The 15780-nt window shown below is 67.0% G+C and carries 25 protein-coding genes; all 25 read right to left on the bottom strand.

Features of this window, described 5'->3' with window-relative positions:
* Positions 1–24: 24 nt before the first annotated feature.
* The gene (locus ACZ6N8_RS21980; RefSeq protein WP_282264468.1) at positions 25–678 is read right to left on the bottom strand and encodes an adenylate kinase; all 654 of its coding nucleotides are present in this window, start codon (positions 676–678) and stop codon (positions 25–27) included.
* Positions 679–2007, bottom strand: coding sequence for a preprotein translocase subunit SecY (secY, locus tag ACZ6N8_RS21985; protein WP_357986640.1), 1329 nt, complete (start codon positions 2005–2007; stop codon positions 679–681). It abuts the gene before it with no gap.
* A 233-nt stretch (positions 2008–2240) separates the two neighbouring features.
* Positions 2241–2684: a 50S ribosomal protein L15 gene (rplO, locus tag ACZ6N8_RS21990; RefSeq protein WP_088987584.1), complete on the bottom strand. Its 444-nt coding sequence runs from the start codon at positions 2682–2684 to the stop codon at positions 2241–2243.
* Positions 2684–2866 (bottom strand): 50S ribosomal protein L30, encoded by a 183-nt coding sequence (gene rpmD / locus ACZ6N8_RS21995; protein WP_030329904.1) that lies wholly within the window; start codon positions 2864–2866, stop codon positions 2684–2686. Before rpmD ends, rplO begins: the two co-directional genes overlap by 1 nt.
* Entirely contained in the window at positions 2866–3480 is a 615-nt protein-coding gene (gene rpsE / locus ACZ6N8_RS22000; protein ID WP_074314587.1) for a 30S ribosomal protein S5, read from the bottom strand. The genes rpmD and rpsE overlap by 1 nt, the downstream gene beginning before the upstream one ends.
* A gap of 34 nt (positions 3481–3514) precedes the next feature.
* Positions 3515–3904: a 50S ribosomal protein L18 gene (gene rplR / locus ACZ6N8_RS22005; protein ID WP_139585972.1), complete on the bottom strand. Its 390-nt coding sequence runs from the start codon at positions 3902–3904 to the stop codon at positions 3515–3517.
* Positions 3901–4443 carry a 50S ribosomal protein L6 gene (rplF, locus tag ACZ6N8_RS22010; RefSeq protein WP_364375594.1) on the bottom strand — a complete coding sequence of 181 codons (543 nt, stop codon included), beginning with the start codon at positions 4441–4443 and terminating at the stop codon, positions 3901–3903. The genes rplR and rplF overlap by 4 nt, the downstream gene beginning before the upstream one ends.
* 16 nt (positions 4444–4459) lie before the next feature.
* Positions 4460–4867: a 30S ribosomal protein S8 gene (gene rpsH, locus ACZ6N8_RS22015; RefSeq protein ID WP_007465270.1), complete on the bottom strand. Its 408-nt coding sequence runs from the start codon at positions 4865–4867 to the stop codon at positions 4460–4462.
* A 116-nt stretch (positions 4868–4983) separates the two neighbouring features.
* Positions 4984–5169 (bottom strand): type Z 30S ribosomal protein S14, encoded by a 186-nt coding sequence (locus ACZ6N8_RS22020; RefSeq protein ID WP_007465272.1) that lies wholly within the window; start codon positions 5167–5169, stop codon positions 4984–4986.
* A gap of 1 nt (position 5170) precedes the next feature.
* Positions 5171–5737, bottom strand: a complete 567-nt coding sequence (gene rplE, locus ACZ6N8_RS22025; RefSeq protein ID WP_364375599.1) for a 50S ribosomal protein L5 — start codon at positions 5735–5737, stop codon at positions 5171–5173.
* Positions 5737–6057 (bottom strand): 50S ribosomal protein L24, encoded by a 321-nt coding sequence (gene rplX, locus ACZ6N8_RS22030; protein WP_007465276.1) that lies wholly within the window; start codon positions 6055–6057, stop codon positions 5737–5739. The genes rplE and rplX overlap by 1 nt, the downstream gene beginning before the upstream one ends.
* The gene (rplN, locus tag ACZ6N8_RS22035) at positions 6054–6422 is read right to left on the bottom strand and encodes a 50S ribosomal protein L14 (protein WP_007073026.1); all 369 of its coding nucleotides are present in this window, start codon (positions 6420–6422) and stop codon (positions 6054–6056) included. The genes rplX and rplN overlap by 4 nt, the downstream gene beginning before the upstream one ends.
* Before the next feature lie 97 nt (positions 6423–6519).
* Positions 6520–6798: a 30S ribosomal protein S17 gene (rpsQ, locus tag ACZ6N8_RS22040; RefSeq protein ID WP_109817183.1), complete on the bottom strand. Its 279-nt coding sequence runs from the start codon at positions 6796–6798 to the stop codon at positions 6520–6522.
* A complete protein-coding gene (gene rpmC / locus ACZ6N8_RS22045; protein WP_007465283.1) occupies positions 6795–7031 on the bottom strand; it encodes a 50S ribosomal protein L29 in 237 nt (78 codons plus the stop codon). Before rpmC ends, rpsQ begins: the two co-directional genes overlap by 4 nt.
* Positions 7031–7456: a 50S ribosomal protein L16 gene (rplP, locus tag ACZ6N8_RS22050; RefSeq protein ID WP_121653126.1), complete on the bottom strand. Its 426-nt coding sequence runs from the start codon at positions 7454–7456 to the stop codon at positions 7031–7033. The genes rpmC and rplP overlap by 1 nt, the downstream gene beginning before the upstream one ends.
* Positions 7457–7459: 3 nt before the next feature.
* On the bottom strand, positions 7460–8329 hold the full coding sequence (rpsC, locus tag ACZ6N8_RS22055) for a 30S ribosomal protein S3 (protein WP_007465294.1): 870 nt from the start codon (positions 8327–8329) through the stop codon (positions 7460–7462).
* Positions 8329–8787 (bottom strand): 50S ribosomal protein L22, encoded by a 459-nt coding sequence (gene rplV, locus ACZ6N8_RS22060; RefSeq protein WP_139585967.1) that lies wholly within the window; start codon positions 8785–8787, stop codon positions 8329–8331. The genes rpsC and rplV overlap by 1 nt, the downstream gene beginning before the upstream one ends.
* A gap of 41 nt (positions 8788–8828) precedes the next feature.
* A complete protein-coding gene (rpsS, locus tag ACZ6N8_RS22065; protein ID WP_007465299.1) occupies positions 8829–9110 on the bottom strand; it encodes a 30S ribosomal protein S19 in 282 nt (93 codons plus the stop codon).
* A 12-nt stretch (positions 9111–9122) separates the two neighbouring features.
* Positions 9123–9962 carry a 50S ribosomal protein L2 gene (rplB, locus tag ACZ6N8_RS22070; protein ID WP_007465301.1) on the bottom strand — a complete coding sequence of 280 codons (840 nt, stop codon included), beginning with the start codon at positions 9960–9962 and terminating at the stop codon, positions 9123–9125.
* Between the two features lie 12 nt (positions 9963–9974).
* A complete protein-coding gene (rplW, locus tag ACZ6N8_RS22075) occupies positions 9975–10277 on the bottom strand; it encodes a 50S ribosomal protein L23 (protein ID WP_007465304.1) in 303 nt (100 codons plus the stop codon).
* A complete protein-coding gene (gene rplD / locus ACZ6N8_RS22080) occupies positions 10274–10924 on the bottom strand; it encodes a 50S ribosomal protein L4 (RefSeq protein ID WP_466012332.1) in 651 nt (216 codons plus the stop codon). The genes rplW and rplD overlap by 4 nt, the downstream gene beginning before the upstream one ends.
* Positions 10921–11586 (bottom strand): 50S ribosomal protein L3, encoded by a 666-nt coding sequence (gene rplC, locus ACZ6N8_RS22085; RefSeq protein WP_139585963.1) that lies wholly within the window; start codon positions 11584–11586, stop codon positions 10921–10923. Before rplC ends, rplD begins: the two co-directional genes overlap by 4 nt.
* 11 nt (positions 11587–11597) lie before the next feature.
* Positions 11598–11906, bottom strand: a complete 309-nt coding sequence (gene rpsJ, locus ACZ6N8_RS22090; RefSeq protein ID WP_007073037.1) for a 30S ribosomal protein S10 — start codon at positions 11904–11906, stop codon at positions 11598–11600.
* Positions 11907–12256: 350 nt separating this feature from the next.
* Entirely contained in the window at positions 12257–13450 is a 1194-nt protein-coding gene (gene tuf / locus ACZ6N8_RS22095) for an elongation factor Tu (RefSeq protein WP_139585961.1), read from the bottom strand.
* Between the two features lie 214 nt (positions 13451–13664).
* On the bottom strand, positions 13665–15761 hold the full coding sequence (gene fusA, locus ACZ6N8_RS22100) for an elongation factor G (RefSeq protein WP_387115458.1): 2097 nt from the start codon (positions 15759–15761) through the stop codon (positions 13665–13667).
* Positions 15762–15780 lie beyond the last annotated feature (19 nt).

Below are 15780 nucleotides of genomic sequence, written 5' to 3' on the forward strand. Positions count from 1 at the left end.
TATCCGCCGTGGCCCGGCCGGACCTCAGCCGCCGTACGACCGCAGCGCGTCGATGGCCCGGGTGGTGACGTCCTCCACCGGCCCGGTGGCGTCGATCCCGACCAGCTTGCCCTGGGCGCCGTAGTAGTCGACCAGGGGCGCGGTCTTCTCGCCGTACTCGCGGAGCCGCGTGGCGATCGTCTCCGGCTTGTCGTCGTCGCGCTGGAACAGCTCGGCGCCGCACCGGTCACAGATCCCCGGACGCGTGGTGGCGTCGAACTCGACGTGCCAGATCTTGCCGCAGCCCCGGCAGGTACGCCTACCGGAGAGCCGCCGGATCACCTCGTCGTCGTCGACGACCAGCTCCAGGACCAGGTCGAGCGCCGTGCCCAGGTCGGCGAGGAGCTTGTCCAGAGCGGCGGCCTGCGGAGTGGTCCGCGGGAAGCCGTCCAGCAGGAAGCCCTCGCTGGCGTCGGGTTCGGCCAGCCGGTCCCGGACCATGTTGATGGTCACCTCGTCGGGAACCAGTTCGCCCGCGTCCATGTACCGCTTCGCCTCGACACCGAGGGGCGTGCCCTGGGTGACGTTCGACCGGAAGATGTCCCCGGTCGAGATCTTCGGCACCGAGAGGTGCGCGGCGATGAACTCGGCCTGAGTGCCCTTGCCCGCGCCCGGCGGGCCAACCAGAACGAGTCTCATCTACCGCAGGAACCCTTCGTAGTTCCGCTGCATGAGTTGGCTCTCGATCTGCTTCACGGTCTCCAGACCGACGCCGACCATGATGAGCACAGCGGTGCCGCCGAACGGGAAGTTCTGGTACTGCTGGTTGTCCAGCCAGATGAAGAAGAAGTTCGGCAGGATCGAGATGACGCCGAGGTAGAGCGCGCCCGGCAGGGTGATCCGGCTGAGGATGAAGTCCAGGTAGTCGGCGGTCGGCTTGCCCGGGCGGATGCCCGGCACGAACCCGCCGTACTTCTTCATGTTGTCCGCGACCTCGGTCGGGTTGAACGTGATCGAGACGTAGAAGTACGTGAAGAAGATGATCATCAGGAAGTAGACCGTGATGTAGATCGGGCTACTCGGGTTGACCAGGTTGTTCTGGATCCACGCCTGGGTCTTGCCCGGGTCGTTCTGGTCGAAGAACTGCAGGGCCAGCTGCGGCAGGTAGAGCAGCGACGAGCCGAAGATGACCGGGATGACACCCGCCTGGTTGACCTTCAACGGGATGTAGGTCGAGGTGCCGCCGTACATCCGCCGGCCGATCATCCGCTTGGCGTACTGCACCGGGATCCGGCGCTGCGCCTGCTCGATGAACGTGACAGCGGTGATGACCACCAGAACCAGCGCGATGACCAGGGCGAACATGTCCCAGCCCTTGCTGGTCTTGATCTGCCAACCCTCGCTGGGCAGCCGCGCCGCGATCGAGGTGAAGATCAGGACGGACATGCCGTTGCCGACGCCCCGGTCGGTGATCAGCTCACCGAGCCACATGACCATGCCGGTGCCGGCGGTCATCGTCATCACCAGGATGGTCAGGGTCAGCCAATCCGGGATGCCGGTGCCGGTCGGGATGATCGGGAACTGGTCGCACTTGTTCTGGAAGAGCTGCCCCGAACGGGCCAGGGCGACGAACGCCGAGGCCTGCAGCACACCGAGACCGAGGGTCAGGTACCGCGTGTACTGGGTGATCTTCGCCTGGCCGGCCTGGCCCTCCTTGCGGAGCTGCTCCAGGCGCGGGATCACGACGGTCAGCAGCTGCAGGATGATCGACGCCGTGATGTAGGGCATGATGCCCAGCGCGAAGACCGAGAGCTGGAGCAGCGCCCCGCCGGAGAAGAGGTTGAGCAGGTTCACCACACCCGTGGTGTCACCCTGGATGGAGTCGAGGCACTTCTGCACGTTGCCGTACGAGACGCCCGGGCTGGGGAGCGTGGCACCCAGCCGGTAGACCGCGATGATGCCTACTGTGAACAGCAGCTTCTTGCGCAGGTCAGGCGTACGGAACGCACTGAGAAAGGCGGACAGCAACTTCTTCCTCCTGCGCGAGGCGGGCCGCCGGTGATCCCTGGCGGGTCGGGGTGGATCACGGGCGAGCGCCCGCAATCCATGGCTGGGATGGGACTCTAACAGCCCTGTCCCGCTCCGGGCAGGTGTGCCCGGCTACATAAACCGATTCCGATATTACCGGGCGCACACGGCCCAGGAAGAGCATGGCGTCCGTCCAGTTGCTCACAACTGGACGGACGCCATGGTCGTACGCCTTACAGCTCGGTGACGGAGCCACCGGCGGCAGCGATCTTCTCCTTGGCCGACGCGCTGAACGCGTGCGCCGACACCTGGAGCGCCACCCCGCCGAGGTCCCCGGTGCCGAGGACCTTGACCGGGTGGCCCTTGCGGACCGCACCGGCCTCGACCAGCTCCAGCGGACCAACCTGGCCGCCGTTCGGGAACAGCTCGGCGAGCCGGTCCAGGTTGACCACCTGGAAGACCACCTTGAACTTGTTCTTGAAGCCCTTCATCTTCGGCAGGCGCATGTGGATGGGCATCTGCCCACCCTCGAACGCCGCCGAGATGTTCTTACGGGCCTTGGAACCCTTGGTACCGCGACCGGCGGTCTTGCCCTTGGAACCCTCACCGCGACCCACACGGGTCTTCGCGGTCTTGGAACCGGGCGCCGGACGCAGGTGGTGAACCTTGATCGTCATTACTCGACCTCCTCGACCTTCACGAGGTGGTTGACCGTGAAGATCATGCCGCGAATCTCGGGCCGGTCCTCCTTGACCACCACGTCGTTGATCCGCTTGAGACCGAGCGAACGCAGCGAGTCACGCTGGTTCTGCTTGGTCCCGATACCGGACCGGAGCTGGGTGACCTTCAGGCGTGCCATCAGTGCGCCACCCCCGCCCGCGACGCCAGCATGGCGGCCGGCGCGACGTCCTCCACCGGCAGGCCACGACGCGCCGCGACCTGCTCGGGGGACTCGAGCCCCTTCAGGGCCGCCACGGTGGCGTGCACGATGTTGATCGGGTTCGACGAACCGAGGCTCTTGGAGAGCACGTCGTGGATCCCGGCGCACTCCAGCACGGCACGCACCGGACCACCGGCGATGACACCCGTACCGGCCGAGGCCGGCTTGAGCAGCACCACGCCGGCGGCGTCCTCACCCGTCACCGGGTGCGGGATCGACTGGCCGATACGCGGAACCTTGAAGAAGTGCTTCTTGGCCTCCTCGACACCCTTGGCGATGGCCGCGGGCACCTCCTTGGCCTTTCCGTAGCCCACGCCGACCGTGCCGTCGCCGTCGCCCACGATCACCAGGGCGGTGAAGCTGAAGCGACGACCACCCTTCACGACCTTGGCGACGCGGTTGATCGCGACGACCCGCTCAAGGTGCGGGGTCTTCTCGACGGGCGCGTTTCCGCGGCCGCCCTCACGGCGGTTGTCGCGGCGACCACCCTCGTTGCCACCGGACCCGCCGCCACGGCGCTGTTGACCTGGCATCAGCAGCCTTCCTTATCTCTCGTGACGGGGTTGTTTAGAACTCGAGCCCGGCTTCGCGGGCGGCGTCGGCAAGCGCGGCGACACGCCCCGCGTACCGGTTGCCACCGCGGTCGAAGACGACCTTGGAGACGCCGGCGGCCTTGGCCCGCTCGGCGAGCAGGGCGCCCACCTTGCCGGCGAGGGCGCTCTTGTCGCCCTCCGTACCGCGCAGCGAGGCGTCCAGGGTCGACGCCGACGCCAGGGTGTGACCCTTGGAGTCGTCGACGATCTGGGCGACCATGTGTCGCAGCGAACGGGTGACGACCAGGCGCGGACGCTCGGCCGTACCTGTAACGTTCTTGCGGACGCGGAAGTGCCGACGCGCACGCCCAACGGCGCGCTTGGCGGCGACGCCGCGGCGGCGCTTGAGCAGCGTGGCGCTCACTTCTTACCTGCCTTTCCGGCCTTGCGGCGGATGACCTCGCCCTGGTACTTCACGCCCTTGCCCTTGTAGGGCTCCGGCGGACGGATCTTCCGGATGTTGGCGGCGACCTCACCGACCTGCTGCTTGTCGATGCCGGCCACGTGGAACAGGGTCGGCCGCTCCACCGTGAAGGTGATGCCCGCCGGGGCGGAGACGACCACCGGGTGCGAGAACCCGAGCGCGAACTCGAGGTCCGAACCCTTGGCGGTGACCCGGTAACCGGTGCCGGCGATCTCCAGGCTCTTGCGGTAGCCCTCGGTGACCCCGACGATCATGTTGGCGATCAGCGTACGGCTCAGGCCGTGGAGCTCCTTGGCCTTGCGCTCGTCGTTCGGCCGGTTGACGCTCAGCTCCCCGTTGTCCGCCCGCTCGATCGTGATCGGCTCGGCGAGGGTGTGCTGGAGCTGGCCCTTGGGGCCCTTGACCTTGACGGTCTGCCCGTCGATCGTGATGTCGACGCCGGTCGGTACCGGGATCGACTTACGTCCAATTCGCGACATTTCTACCTGTCTCCCGTTACCAGACGAAGGCGAGGACTTCCCCGCCAACACTCCGCTTGCGGGCCTGCCGGTCGGTCAGCAGCCCCTGGGACGTCGAAATGATCGCCACGCCCAGCCCACCGAGCACCCGCGGGAGCCCGTCCGACTTGGCGTACACCCGGAGACCGGGCTTGGACACGCGCTTGATGCCGGCCAGGCTCCGCTCCCGGTTCTGGCCGTACTTCAGCTCGACGACCAGTCGCTTGCCGACGGCGCCCTCCTCGGGCTCCTCGACCGACCAGGTGGCGATGTAACCCTCGGCCTTCAGGACCTCGGCGATGTTCGCCTTGATCTTGGAGTAGGGCATCTTCACCTGATCGTGGTACGCCTGGTTGGCGTTACGCAGACGCGTGAGCATGTCTGCGATCGGGTCGGTCATCGTCATGGATTTCGTCAGCCTTTCTCGCCGGGGTTCCCGGGGCATCAGCCCCGGGCCTACGGCGAAGAGCAATACCTAATCGGTGCAGGAGTTCCCGGCTGACAGCCGGGACGCGGTCGCCCTTACCAGGAAGCCTTGGACACGCCCGGCAGCTCACCGCGGTGGGCCATCTCCCGGATGCAGACCCGGCAGAGACCGAACTTGCGGTAGACCGCCTTCGGACGCCCGCACCGCTGGCAGCGGGTGTACGCGCGAACCGAGAACTTCGGCTTCGCGGCCGCCTTGATGATCAGCGCCTTCTTGGCCATCTCAGTTCTCCTTGAACGGGAAGCCCAGGAGCTTGAGCAGCGCCCGGCCCTCGTCGTCGGTCGTGGCGGTCGTGACCACCGTGATGTCCATGCCCCGCTGGCGATCGATCTTGTCCTGGTCGATCTCGTGGAACACCGACTGCTCGGTCAGACCGAACGTGTAGTTGCCGTGCCCGTCCAGCTTGCGCCCGTCCAGGCCGCGGAAGTCGCGGATACGCGGCAGCGAGATGGACAGCAGCCGGTCCAGGAACTCCCACATCCGGTCACCGCGAAGGGTGACCTTCGCGCCGATCGGCATGCCCTCGCGGAGCTTGAACTGCGCGATGGACTTGGTCGCCCGCCGCACCTGCGGCTTCTGGCCGGTGATCGTGGCGAGGTCACGGACCGCGCCGTCGATCAGCTTGGCGTCGCGAGCAGCCTCGCCGACACCCATGTTGACGACGATCTTGACCAGCCGCGGCACCTGCATGGGGTTGCCGTAGCTGTGCTGCTCACGCAGCTGGGCCACGATCTCGTTGCGGTACCGCTCCTTGAGGCGCGGCATGGTCTTTTCGGTAGCCGTGGTCATCACAGGTCCTTACCGGTGCTACGCGCGATGCGGACCTTCTGGCCGTTGTCGTCGATCCGGTAACCGACGCGGGTCGGCTTGCCGTCGGAGTCCAGGACCTGCACGTTCGAGACGTGGATCGGGGCCTCCTGGGTGACGATGCCGCCGGTCTTGGCGCCACGCTGGGTGGTGCTGATGCGGGTGTGCTTCTTGACCCGGTTCACGCCCTCGACGAGGACCTTGTCCTGCCGCGGGTAGGCCGCGATGACCTTGCCCTTGGCACCCTTGTCCTTGCCGGCGATGACGACGACCGTGTCGCCCTTCTTGACCTTCACGGTCACAACACCTCCGGCGCGAGGGAAATAATCTTCATGAACCGCTTGTCCCGCAGCTCCCGGCCCACCGGGCCGAAGATGCGGGTACCGCGCGGGTCCCCACCGTCCTTGATGATGACGGCGGCGTTCTCGTCGAAGCGGATGTACGAGCCGTCCGGCCGACGCTTCTCCTTGGCGGTGCGAACGACGACTGCCTTGACGACGTCGCCCTTCTTGACACCGGCACCCGGGATCGCGTCCTTGACGGTGGCCACGATGACGTCGCCGATACTCGCGTAGCGCCGACCGGAGCCACCGAGAACCCGGATGCACAGGATCTCCCGGGCACCCGTGTTGTCGGCGACGCGCAGTCGCGACTCCTGCTGAATCACGTCTATCTCCTATGTCTGCCGGTTCTCCGGCCGCCGTGGCGGCCGGAGCCTGGCGGAACCAACGCCCGACGCAACGCCGGGCGAGCTCGAGCCTTCGCTACTTGGCCTTTTCCAGGATCTCCACGATCCGCCAACGCTTGGTGGCGCTCAGCGGCCGGGTCTCCATGATCAGGACCCGGTCGCCGGTGCCGGCTGCGTTCTGCTCGTCGTGCACCTTCAGCTTGCTCGTACGGCGCATGATCTTGCCGTAGAGAGCGTGCCGAACCCGGTCCTCGACCTCGACCACGACGGTCTTGTCCATCTTGTCGCTGACCACCAGGCCCTCACGGACCTTGCGGCGGGACCGCGCGGCGGCGGTGGCGGTGTCTTCGGTCATGATGCAGTCACCTCAGTCGGCGCGGCCGAGAGCCCCAGCTCGCGCTCGCGCATGATCGTGTAGATCCGGGCGATCTCCCGACGGATGACCTGCAGCCGCCGGTTGTTGTCCAGCTGCCCGGTTGCGGCCTGCACGCGGAGGTTGAACAGCTCCGCCTTGGCCTCCCGCAGCTTCGTGACCAGCTCCTCCTCGGAGAGCTCACGCAGCTCGGTCGCCTTAACGCCCGCTGCCATCAGGATTCACCCACTTCGCGCGTAACAATGCGGCACTTCATCGGGAGCTTGTGGATCGCGCGACGCATGGCCTCTCGCGCGATCTGCTCGTTGGGGAAGGACATCTCGAAGAGAATCCGACCCGGCTTGACGTTGGAGACCCACCACTCCGGCGAACCCTTACCGGAACCCATCCGGGTCTCGGCAGGCTTCTTGGTGAGGGCCTGGTCCGGGAAGATCGTGATCCAGACCTTGCCGCCACGCTTGATGTGACGGGTCATCGCGATACGCGCCGACTCGATCTGGCGGTTGGTCACGTACGCCGGCTCGAGAGCCTGGATCCCGAACTCGCCGAACACCACCCGGTTACCACCCTTGGACGCGCCACTGCGGTCCGGGTGGTGCGGCTTGCGGAAGCCCTTCGGGGGCTTGCGCGGCATCAGCATCTGTCAGCCCTCCTGCTGCGTTTCTGCCGGAGCAGCCGCGGCGGCGACAGCAGCGCTGTCCACCGGCTCGCCGCTCGGCGTCTCGGCCTGCTGCGCGATGGTGGTCGCAGCAGCCCGGCCGGCCTCGGTGCCGCCAGCCGTCGTGCCGGACGAACCCGACCGGCCACGGCGCGGACGCTCGGGACGGTCGCCGCGCTCACCACGACGCGGGCGGGACGGACCGGCCTCGGCCGGAGCCTCCCGGCCCGGGACGGCGTCGCCCTTGTAGATCCAGACCTTCACACCGATCCGGCCGAACGTCGTACGGGCCTCGAAGAAGCCGTACTCGATGTTGGCCCGCAGCGTGTGCAGCGGAACCCGGCCCTCGCGGTAGAACTCGGTCCGGCTCATCTCGGCGCCGCCGAGGCGACCCGAGACCTGAACCCGGATGCCCTTGCAGACCGGGTTCTTCATCGCCGACTGCATGGCCTTGCGCATCGCCCGACGGAAGCTGACCCGGCTGGACAGCTGCTCGGCCACGCCCTGCGCGACGAGCTGAGCGTCCGACTCGGGGTTCTTCACCTCGATGATGTTCAGCTGGACCTGCTTGCCGGTGAGCTTCTCCAGCTCGCCGCGGATCCGGTCGGCCTCCGCACCCTTACGGCCGATGACGATGCCCGGCCGGGCGGTGTGGATGTCGACCCGGACCCGGTCGCGGGTGCGCTCGATGTCGACCTTGGAAATCCCGGCGCGCTCCAGGCCCTTGGACATCATGCGGCGGATCTTGACATCCTCGCCGATGTAGTCCTTGTAGAGCTTGTCCGCGAACCAGCGGGACTTCCAGTCGGTCGAGATGCCGAGCCGGAACCCAGTGGGGTGAACCTTCTGACCCATTACTCGGCGCCCTCCGTCTTGCTCTGCGCTTCGGCCGGTGCGGCCTCCGTGGCCGGAGCGGCCTTCTTGGCCGCGGCCTTCCTCGGCGCTGCCGGCGCGACCGCCTCGACCGCCACGGTGATGTGACAGGTCCGCTTGCGGATCCGGTACGCCCGACCCTGCGCCCGAGGCTGGAACCGCTTCATCGTCGGGCCCTCGTCCACGAACGCCTCGCTGACGAGCAGCGCGTCGGGGTCCAGCCGCTCGTTGTTCTCCGCGTTGGCGATCGCGCTAGCGAGCACCTTGTACACCTGCTCGCTCGCAGCCTGCGGCGCGAACTGCAGCACCGTGAGCGCCTCCTTCGCGGGCAGGCCGCGGACGAGGTTGACCACCCGGCGCGCCTTCATCGGCGAGATGCGCACGTGCCGCGCAACCGCCCGCGCGCCCGGAAGCACCGGAGCGTCGCCCTTTCCTGGCATCGCTGTAACCCCTTGTTCCCTCTATCCGTATGCCCGCGGCGTCAGCGCCGACGGCTCTTCCGGTCGTCCTTCTCGTGACCCTTGAACGTGCGGGTCAGCGCGAACTCGCCGAGCTTGTGCCCGACCATCGCCTCGGTCACGAACACCGGGACGTGCTTGCGTCCGTCGTGCACCGCGATCGTGTGCCCGAGCATCTCCGGGATGATCGTCGAGCGCCGCGACCAGGTCTTGATCACGTTCTTCGAGCCCTTGTCGTTCTGCACTTCCACCTTCTTGAGCAGGTGGTCGTCTACGAACGGGCCCTTCTTCAGGCTGCGAGGCATGTCTTATCTCCCTCAGCCGCGCTTACGCGTGGCGTAGCGACGGCGGACGATCAGCTTGTCACTCGGCTGGCCCTTACGGCGGGTGCGGCCCTCGGGCTTACCCTGCGGGTTGACCGGGTGGCGACCACCGGAGGTCTTACCCTCACCACCACCGTGCGGGTGGTCGACCGGGTTCATGGCGACACCACGGACGGTCGGGCGCTTGCCCTTCCACCGCATACGGCCGGCCTTACCCCAGTTGATGTTCGACTGGTCGGCGTTGCCGATCTCGCCGACGCTCGCGCGGCAGCGCACGTCCACACGCCGGATCTCGCCGGACGGCATACGCAGGGTCGCGTACGCGCCCTCGCGGCCGAGCAGCTGGATGCCGACACCCGCGGAACGGGCCAGCTTGGCCCCGCCACCCGGACGCAGCTCCACGTTGTGGATCGTGGTACCGACCGGGATGTTGCGCAGCGGCAGGTTGTTGCCGGGCTTGATGTCGGCGCCCGGACCAGACTCGACGCGGTCGCCCTGCTTCATGTCCTTCGGCGCGATGATGTACCGCTTCTCGCCGTCGGCGTAGTGCAGCAGCGCGATGCGCGCCGTGCGGTTGGGGTCGTACTCGATGTGAGCGACCTTCGCCGGCACGCCGTCCTTGTCGACCCGCTTGAAGTCGATCAGACGGTACTGGCGCTTGTGACCTCCACCGTGGTGCCGCGTGGTGATCCGGCCGTGGGCGTTACGCCCGCCCTTCTTCGGCAGCGGAGCCAGCAGCGACTTCTCCGGCGTGGACCGGGTGATCTCGGCGAAGTCGGCGACACTGGAGCCACGTCGGCCCGGCGTCGTCGGCTTGTACTTACGGATAGCCATTGTCTACACCCCTCAGCTGACCGGGCCGCCGAAGGCCTCGATACGGTCACCGTCAGCCAGCTTCACGATCGCCCGCTTGGTCGCCTTGCGCTGACCGAAGCCGGTCTTGGTGCGCTTGCGCTTCCCCTGGCGGTTGAGCGTGTTGACCGTCAGGACGCGGACGTTGAAGATCTGCTGGATAGCGATCTTGATCTCGGTCTTGTTCGCGTCCGGGTGCACCAGGAAGGTGTACCAGTTCCGGTTCAGCTCGCTGTAGCTCTTCTCCGAGACGACCGGCGCCACGATGATGTCGCGCGGGTCGGCGATCGTGCTCACTTGCCACCCTCCTCGGTGGTCTCGGCGGGCACGCCCAGGAACTCATCCAGGGCGTCCTTGGTGAAGACCACGTCGTCGGCCACCAGCACGTCGTACGTGTTCAGCTGGCCGGACTCGATCAGGTGCACCCGCGGCTCGTTGCGCAGCGACACCCAGTTCAGCTCGTCGGTGCTGCTCAGCACGACGAGAACCCGACGGGCCTCGGTGAGCTTGGTCAGCGTGGCCAGGGCGGCCTTGGTCGACGGCTTCTCGCCCGAGACGAACGCCTCGACGACGTGCACCTGCCCGGCGCGGGCCCGGTCGGAGAGGGCACCCCGCAGCGCGGCGGCCTTCATCTTCTTCGGGGTCCGCTGGCTGTAGTCACGCGGCACGGGACCGTGCACCACGCCACCGCCGGCGAACTGCGGAGCGCGGATCGAGCCCTGCCGGGCGCGACCGGTGCCCTTCTGCTTGTACGGCTTCTTGCCGCCGCCGGAAACCTCGGCGCGGGTCTTGGTCTTGTGCGTGCCCTGTCGGGCCGCCGCGAGCTGGGCCACCACGACCTGGTGCATCAGCGCGACGTTGGCCTGCACGTCGAAGATGTCCTCCGGCAGCTCGACCGAGCCGCTGGTGGTGCCTTCGACGGTGCGCACGTCAACGGTGGTCACTTGGCCGCACCGCCCTTCTTCACCTTGCTCTTGGCCGCGGTACGGACCAGAACCAGCGCGCCCTTGGGGCCGGGAATGGCACCACGGACGAGCAGGAGGTTGTTCTCGGTGTCGACCGCCTGGACGGTGAGGTTCTGCACGGTGTAGCGCACGCCACCCATGCGGCCGGCCATCCGGGTGCCCTTGAAGACACGACCCGGGGTGGCGCAGGCGCCGATGGAACCGGGCGAACGGTGCTTGCGCTCGACGCCGTGACCGGCGCCCAGACCGTGGAAGCCGTGCCGCTTCATCGGGCCGGCGTAGCCCTTGCCCTTGGTCTTTCCGGTGACGTCGATGGTGACGCCGGCCGGGAACTCCTCGACCGTGACCTCCTGGCCGAGCGAGTACTCACCGGCGTCCGTGGTGCGCAGCTCGACGATGTGCCGGCGCGGCGCCACGTCCGCCTTCGCGTAGTGCCCGCTGATCGGCTTCTTGACCTTGCGCGGGTCGATGTTGCCGTAGGCCAGCTGGACCGCGGAGTAACCGTCCTTCTCGGCGCTACGAACCTGGCTGATGACGCACGGGCCGGCCTCGACCACGGTCACGGGAACAACCTTGTTGTTGTCCCAGACCTGGGTCATGCCGAGCTTGGCGCCCAGGATCCCCTTGACTTGCCTGTCCATTTGTCCGGTCCCTACAGCTTGATCTCGATGTCGACGCCAGCCGGCAGGTCGAGGCGCATGAGCGAGTCGACCGTCTTCGGGGTCGGGTCGATGATGTCGATCAGCCGCTTGTGCGTGCGCATCTCGAAGTGCTCGCGCGAGTCCTTGTACTTGTGCGGCGAGCGGATAACGCAGAAACGGTTGATCTCCGTGGGCAGCGGCACCGGGCCCGCGACCTGCGCCCCGGTACGCGTCACCGTCTCGACGATCTTCCGAGCCGAGGAGTCGACGACCTCGTGGTCATAGGCCTTGAGCCGGATGCGGATCTTCTGTCCCGCCATGGTGGCTTCTGTTCCTTCTCTCGATGCCGCTGTGTTGCGGGCGCCTGTACCGGCTGGTACAGGCCCACTTCGCCGACCCCCGCGGTCGGGCGTGTCGCGCCCTCGGGCCGGGCTCCGCCCCGGGACTCCGGAGCGGTCCTGACCGCGCGGTGGGTCAAGGCGCCGATCGCATTACCGCGACCTGAACGCCGTGCGAGGGTGGTTGGCGACTGGGCCGCCAACCACCCTACGCTCGACTGTGCCGCCACCCGGAGGTTCAGCGAAAGCCGAACACAGGCGACGAACTGTCGTTACGCAACCTGACTAGTATGCCGCACGACCGGCGGCGGGTCTAATCGGGGTTACCTAGCTCACTTGACGATCTTGGTGACGAACCCGGCGCCGACGGTGCGGCCACCCTCGCGGATCGCGAACTTGAGGTTCTCCTCCATGGCGATGGGCTGGATCAGCTTCACCGACATGGTGGTGTTGTCACCAGGCATGACCATCTCGGTGCCCTCGGGGAGGGTGACGACACCGGTGACGTCCGTGGTCCGGAAGTAGAACTGCGGACGGTAGTTCTGGAAGAACGGGGTGTGCCGGCCACCCTCCTCCTTGGAGAGGATGTAGACGGTCGCCTCGAACTCCGTGTGCGGGGTCGTGGTGCCCGGCTTGACGACCACCATGCCGCGCTCGACGTCCTCGCGCTTGATGCCACGCAGCAGCAGACCGACGTTCTCGCCCGCGCGGGCCTCGTCGAGCAGCTTGCGGAACATCTCGATACCGGTGCAGACCGTCTTCTGCGACTTCTCGCGGATACCGACGATCTCCACCTCCTCGTTCGGCTTGAGGATGCCGCGCTCGGCGCGACCGGTGACGACGGTGCCACGACCGGTGATCGTGAAGACGTCCTCGATCGGCATGAGGAACGGCTTCTCGGTCTCGCGCTCCGGCTGCGGGATCGCGGTGTCGACAGCGGTCATCAGGTCCAGCAGCTTGCCGGTCCACTCGGGGTCACCCTCGAGGGCCTTCAGCGCCGAAACCCGAACGACCGGCAGGTCGTCACCCGGGTACTCCTGCGAGGAGAGCAGCTCGCGCACCTCGAGCTCGACGAGCTCCAGGAGCTCCTCGTCGTCGACCATGTCGCTCTTGTTGAGCGCCACGACGATGTACGGCACGCCAACCTGGCGGGCCAGCAGCACGTGCTCGCGGGTCTGCGGCATCGGACCGTCGGTCGCCGCGACCACCAGGATCGCGCCGTCCATCTGCGCGGCACCGGTGATCATGTTCTTGATGTAGTCCGCGTGGCCGGGGCAGTCGACGTGCGCGTAGTGCCGCGCCTCGGTCTGGTACTCGACGTGCGCGATCGAGATCGTGATGCCGCGGGCCTTCTCCTCCGGCGCCTTGTCGATCTCGTCGAACGGCGTGTACGGGTTCAGGTCCGGGTACTGGTCGTGCAGGACCTTGGTGATGGCCGCCGTCAGCGTCGTCTTACCGTGGTCGATGTGACCAATGGTGCCGATGTTGACGTGCGGCTTAGTCCGCTCGAACTTAGCCTTCGCCACTGGTGTCCTCCTGTGGACTTCTTGGTTCGTACGCCCGGCGCGCCGGTCGGCGCTTAGGACTCTGTCGACAGCCTTTCCGGCCTGAACGGCCGGAGAGCTTTTGTGGGTTCTGCGGCGATGAAGCCTACAGGCCCGGTCTCACGCGATCCGATCGTGGTGGCCGCGGGCGGGAGAACCCTCCCGCGACCACCCACGAATCACCTGCTCAGCGACGTTACTCGCCCGTCGCCTTGGCGATGATCTCCTTCGCCACGCTCTGCGGAACCTCGGCGTAGGAGTCGAACTGCATGCTGTAGCTAGCCCGGCCCTGGGTCTTCGACCGCAGGTCGCCGACGTAGCCGAACATCTCCGACAACGGCACCAGAGCCCGGACGATGCGGGCGCCGCTGCGCTCCTCCATCGCCTGGATGATGCCGCGGCGGGAGTTGAGGTCGCCGATGACGTCACCCATGTTCTCCTCAGGAGTGGTGACTTCAACGGCCATCATCGGCTCGAGCAGTGCGGGGTCGGCCTTGCGGGCCGCCTCCTTCATCACCATCGAGCCGGCGATCTTGAATGCCATTTCCGAGGAGTCAACCTCGTGGTACTGGCCGTCCAGCAGCGTCAGCTTCACACCAACGAGCGGGAAGCCCGCCAGGATGCCGTACTGCATGGCGTCCTGGGCACCGGCGTCCACCGACGGGATGAACTCCCGCGGGATGCGGCCACCGGTGACGGCGTTGGCGAACTCGTAGGTCGGCGAGTCGTTGTCCAGCGGAAGCGGCTCGACGCTCACGATGACGCGGGCGTACTGACCCGAACCACCGGTCTGCTTCTTGTGGGTGTACTCGATCTTGTCCACCTTGCGGCGGATCGTCTCGCGGTACGCCACCTGCGGCTTACCGATGTTCGCCTCGACGTTGAACTCGCGGCGCATCCGGTCGACCAGGATGTCCAGGTGCAGCTCGCCCATGCCGGCGATGACCGTCTGACCGGTCTCCTCGTCCAGCTTGACGCGGAAGGTCGGGTCCTCCTCGGCCAGCCGCTGGATGGCGGTGCTGAGCTTCTCCTGGTCGGCCTTGGTCTTCGGCTCGATGGCGACCTCGATGACCGGCTCCGGGAAGGTCATCGACTCCAGGATGACCGGGTTCGCCGGGTCGCACAGCGTGTCACCGGTGGTGGTCTGCTTGAGACCCTGCACCGCGATGATGTCGCCAGCCTGGGCCGAGCTGCGCTCTTCCCGCTTGTTGGCGTGCATCTGGTAGATCTTGCCGATCCGCTCCTTGCGGTCCTTGGTGGAGTTGACCACCTGGTTGCCGGTCTCGACCGTGCCCGAGTAGACGCGGACGTAGGTGAGCTTGCCAAGGTGCTTGTCGGTCTGGATCTTGAACGCCAGGCCGGAGAAGGGCTCGGCCTTGGACGGCTTCCGCAGCAGCGGGGTCTCGCCGTCGGTGGCCGTACCCTCGATGGCCGGAACGTCCAGCGGCGACGGCAGGAAGTCGACAACGGCATCGAGCATGGGCTGGACGCCCTTGTTCTTGAACGCCGAGCCGCACAGCACCGGGTTGGCCTTGCCGGCGATGGTGGCACGCCGGATGGCGGCCTTGATCTCCTCGACGGAGACCTCCTCGCCTTCCAGGTACTTCTCCATCACCGAGTCGTCGACGTCGGCCAGGGTCTCCATCAGCTTCTCGCGCCACTCGGCAGCGGAGTCGGCCAGCTCGGCCGGGATCTCCTCAACCGCGTAGTCCTCACCCTTCTGGGTCTCCCCGCGCCAGGTGAGTGCGCGCATGCCGATCAGGTCGACGACGCCGATGTGGTCGCCCTCGAGCCCGATCGGGATCTGGAGCACCAGCGGGGTGGCGTTCAGCCGGTCGATCATCATCTGCACGCAGCGGAAGAAGTCGGCGCCGGTCCGGTCGAGCTTGTTGACGAAGCACATACGCGGGACGTTGTACTTGTCGGCCTGCCGCCAGACGTTCTCCGTCTGCGGCTCCACGCCGGCGACACCGTCGTAGACCGCGACCGCACCATCCAGCACGCGCAGCGACCGCTCGACCTCGACCGTGAAGTCGACGTGACCGGGCGTGTCGATGATCTGGATCGTGTGGCCCTTCCACTCACACTTGGTAGCAGCGGAGGTGATGGTGATACCACGCTCCTGCTCCTGCTCCATCCAGTCCATGACGGCAGCGCCCTCGTGGACCTCACCGATCTTGTACGTGATGCCGGTGTAGAACAGGATCCGCTCGGTGGTCGTGGTCTTACCGGCATCGATGTGCGCCATGATGCCGATGTTGCGTACGTTGGCGAGCGCGTCTGCGGCGGCCACTTCAATCCCTACTTATCGT

This window comes from Micromonospora sp. NPDC047521 (genome assembly GCF_055587305.1).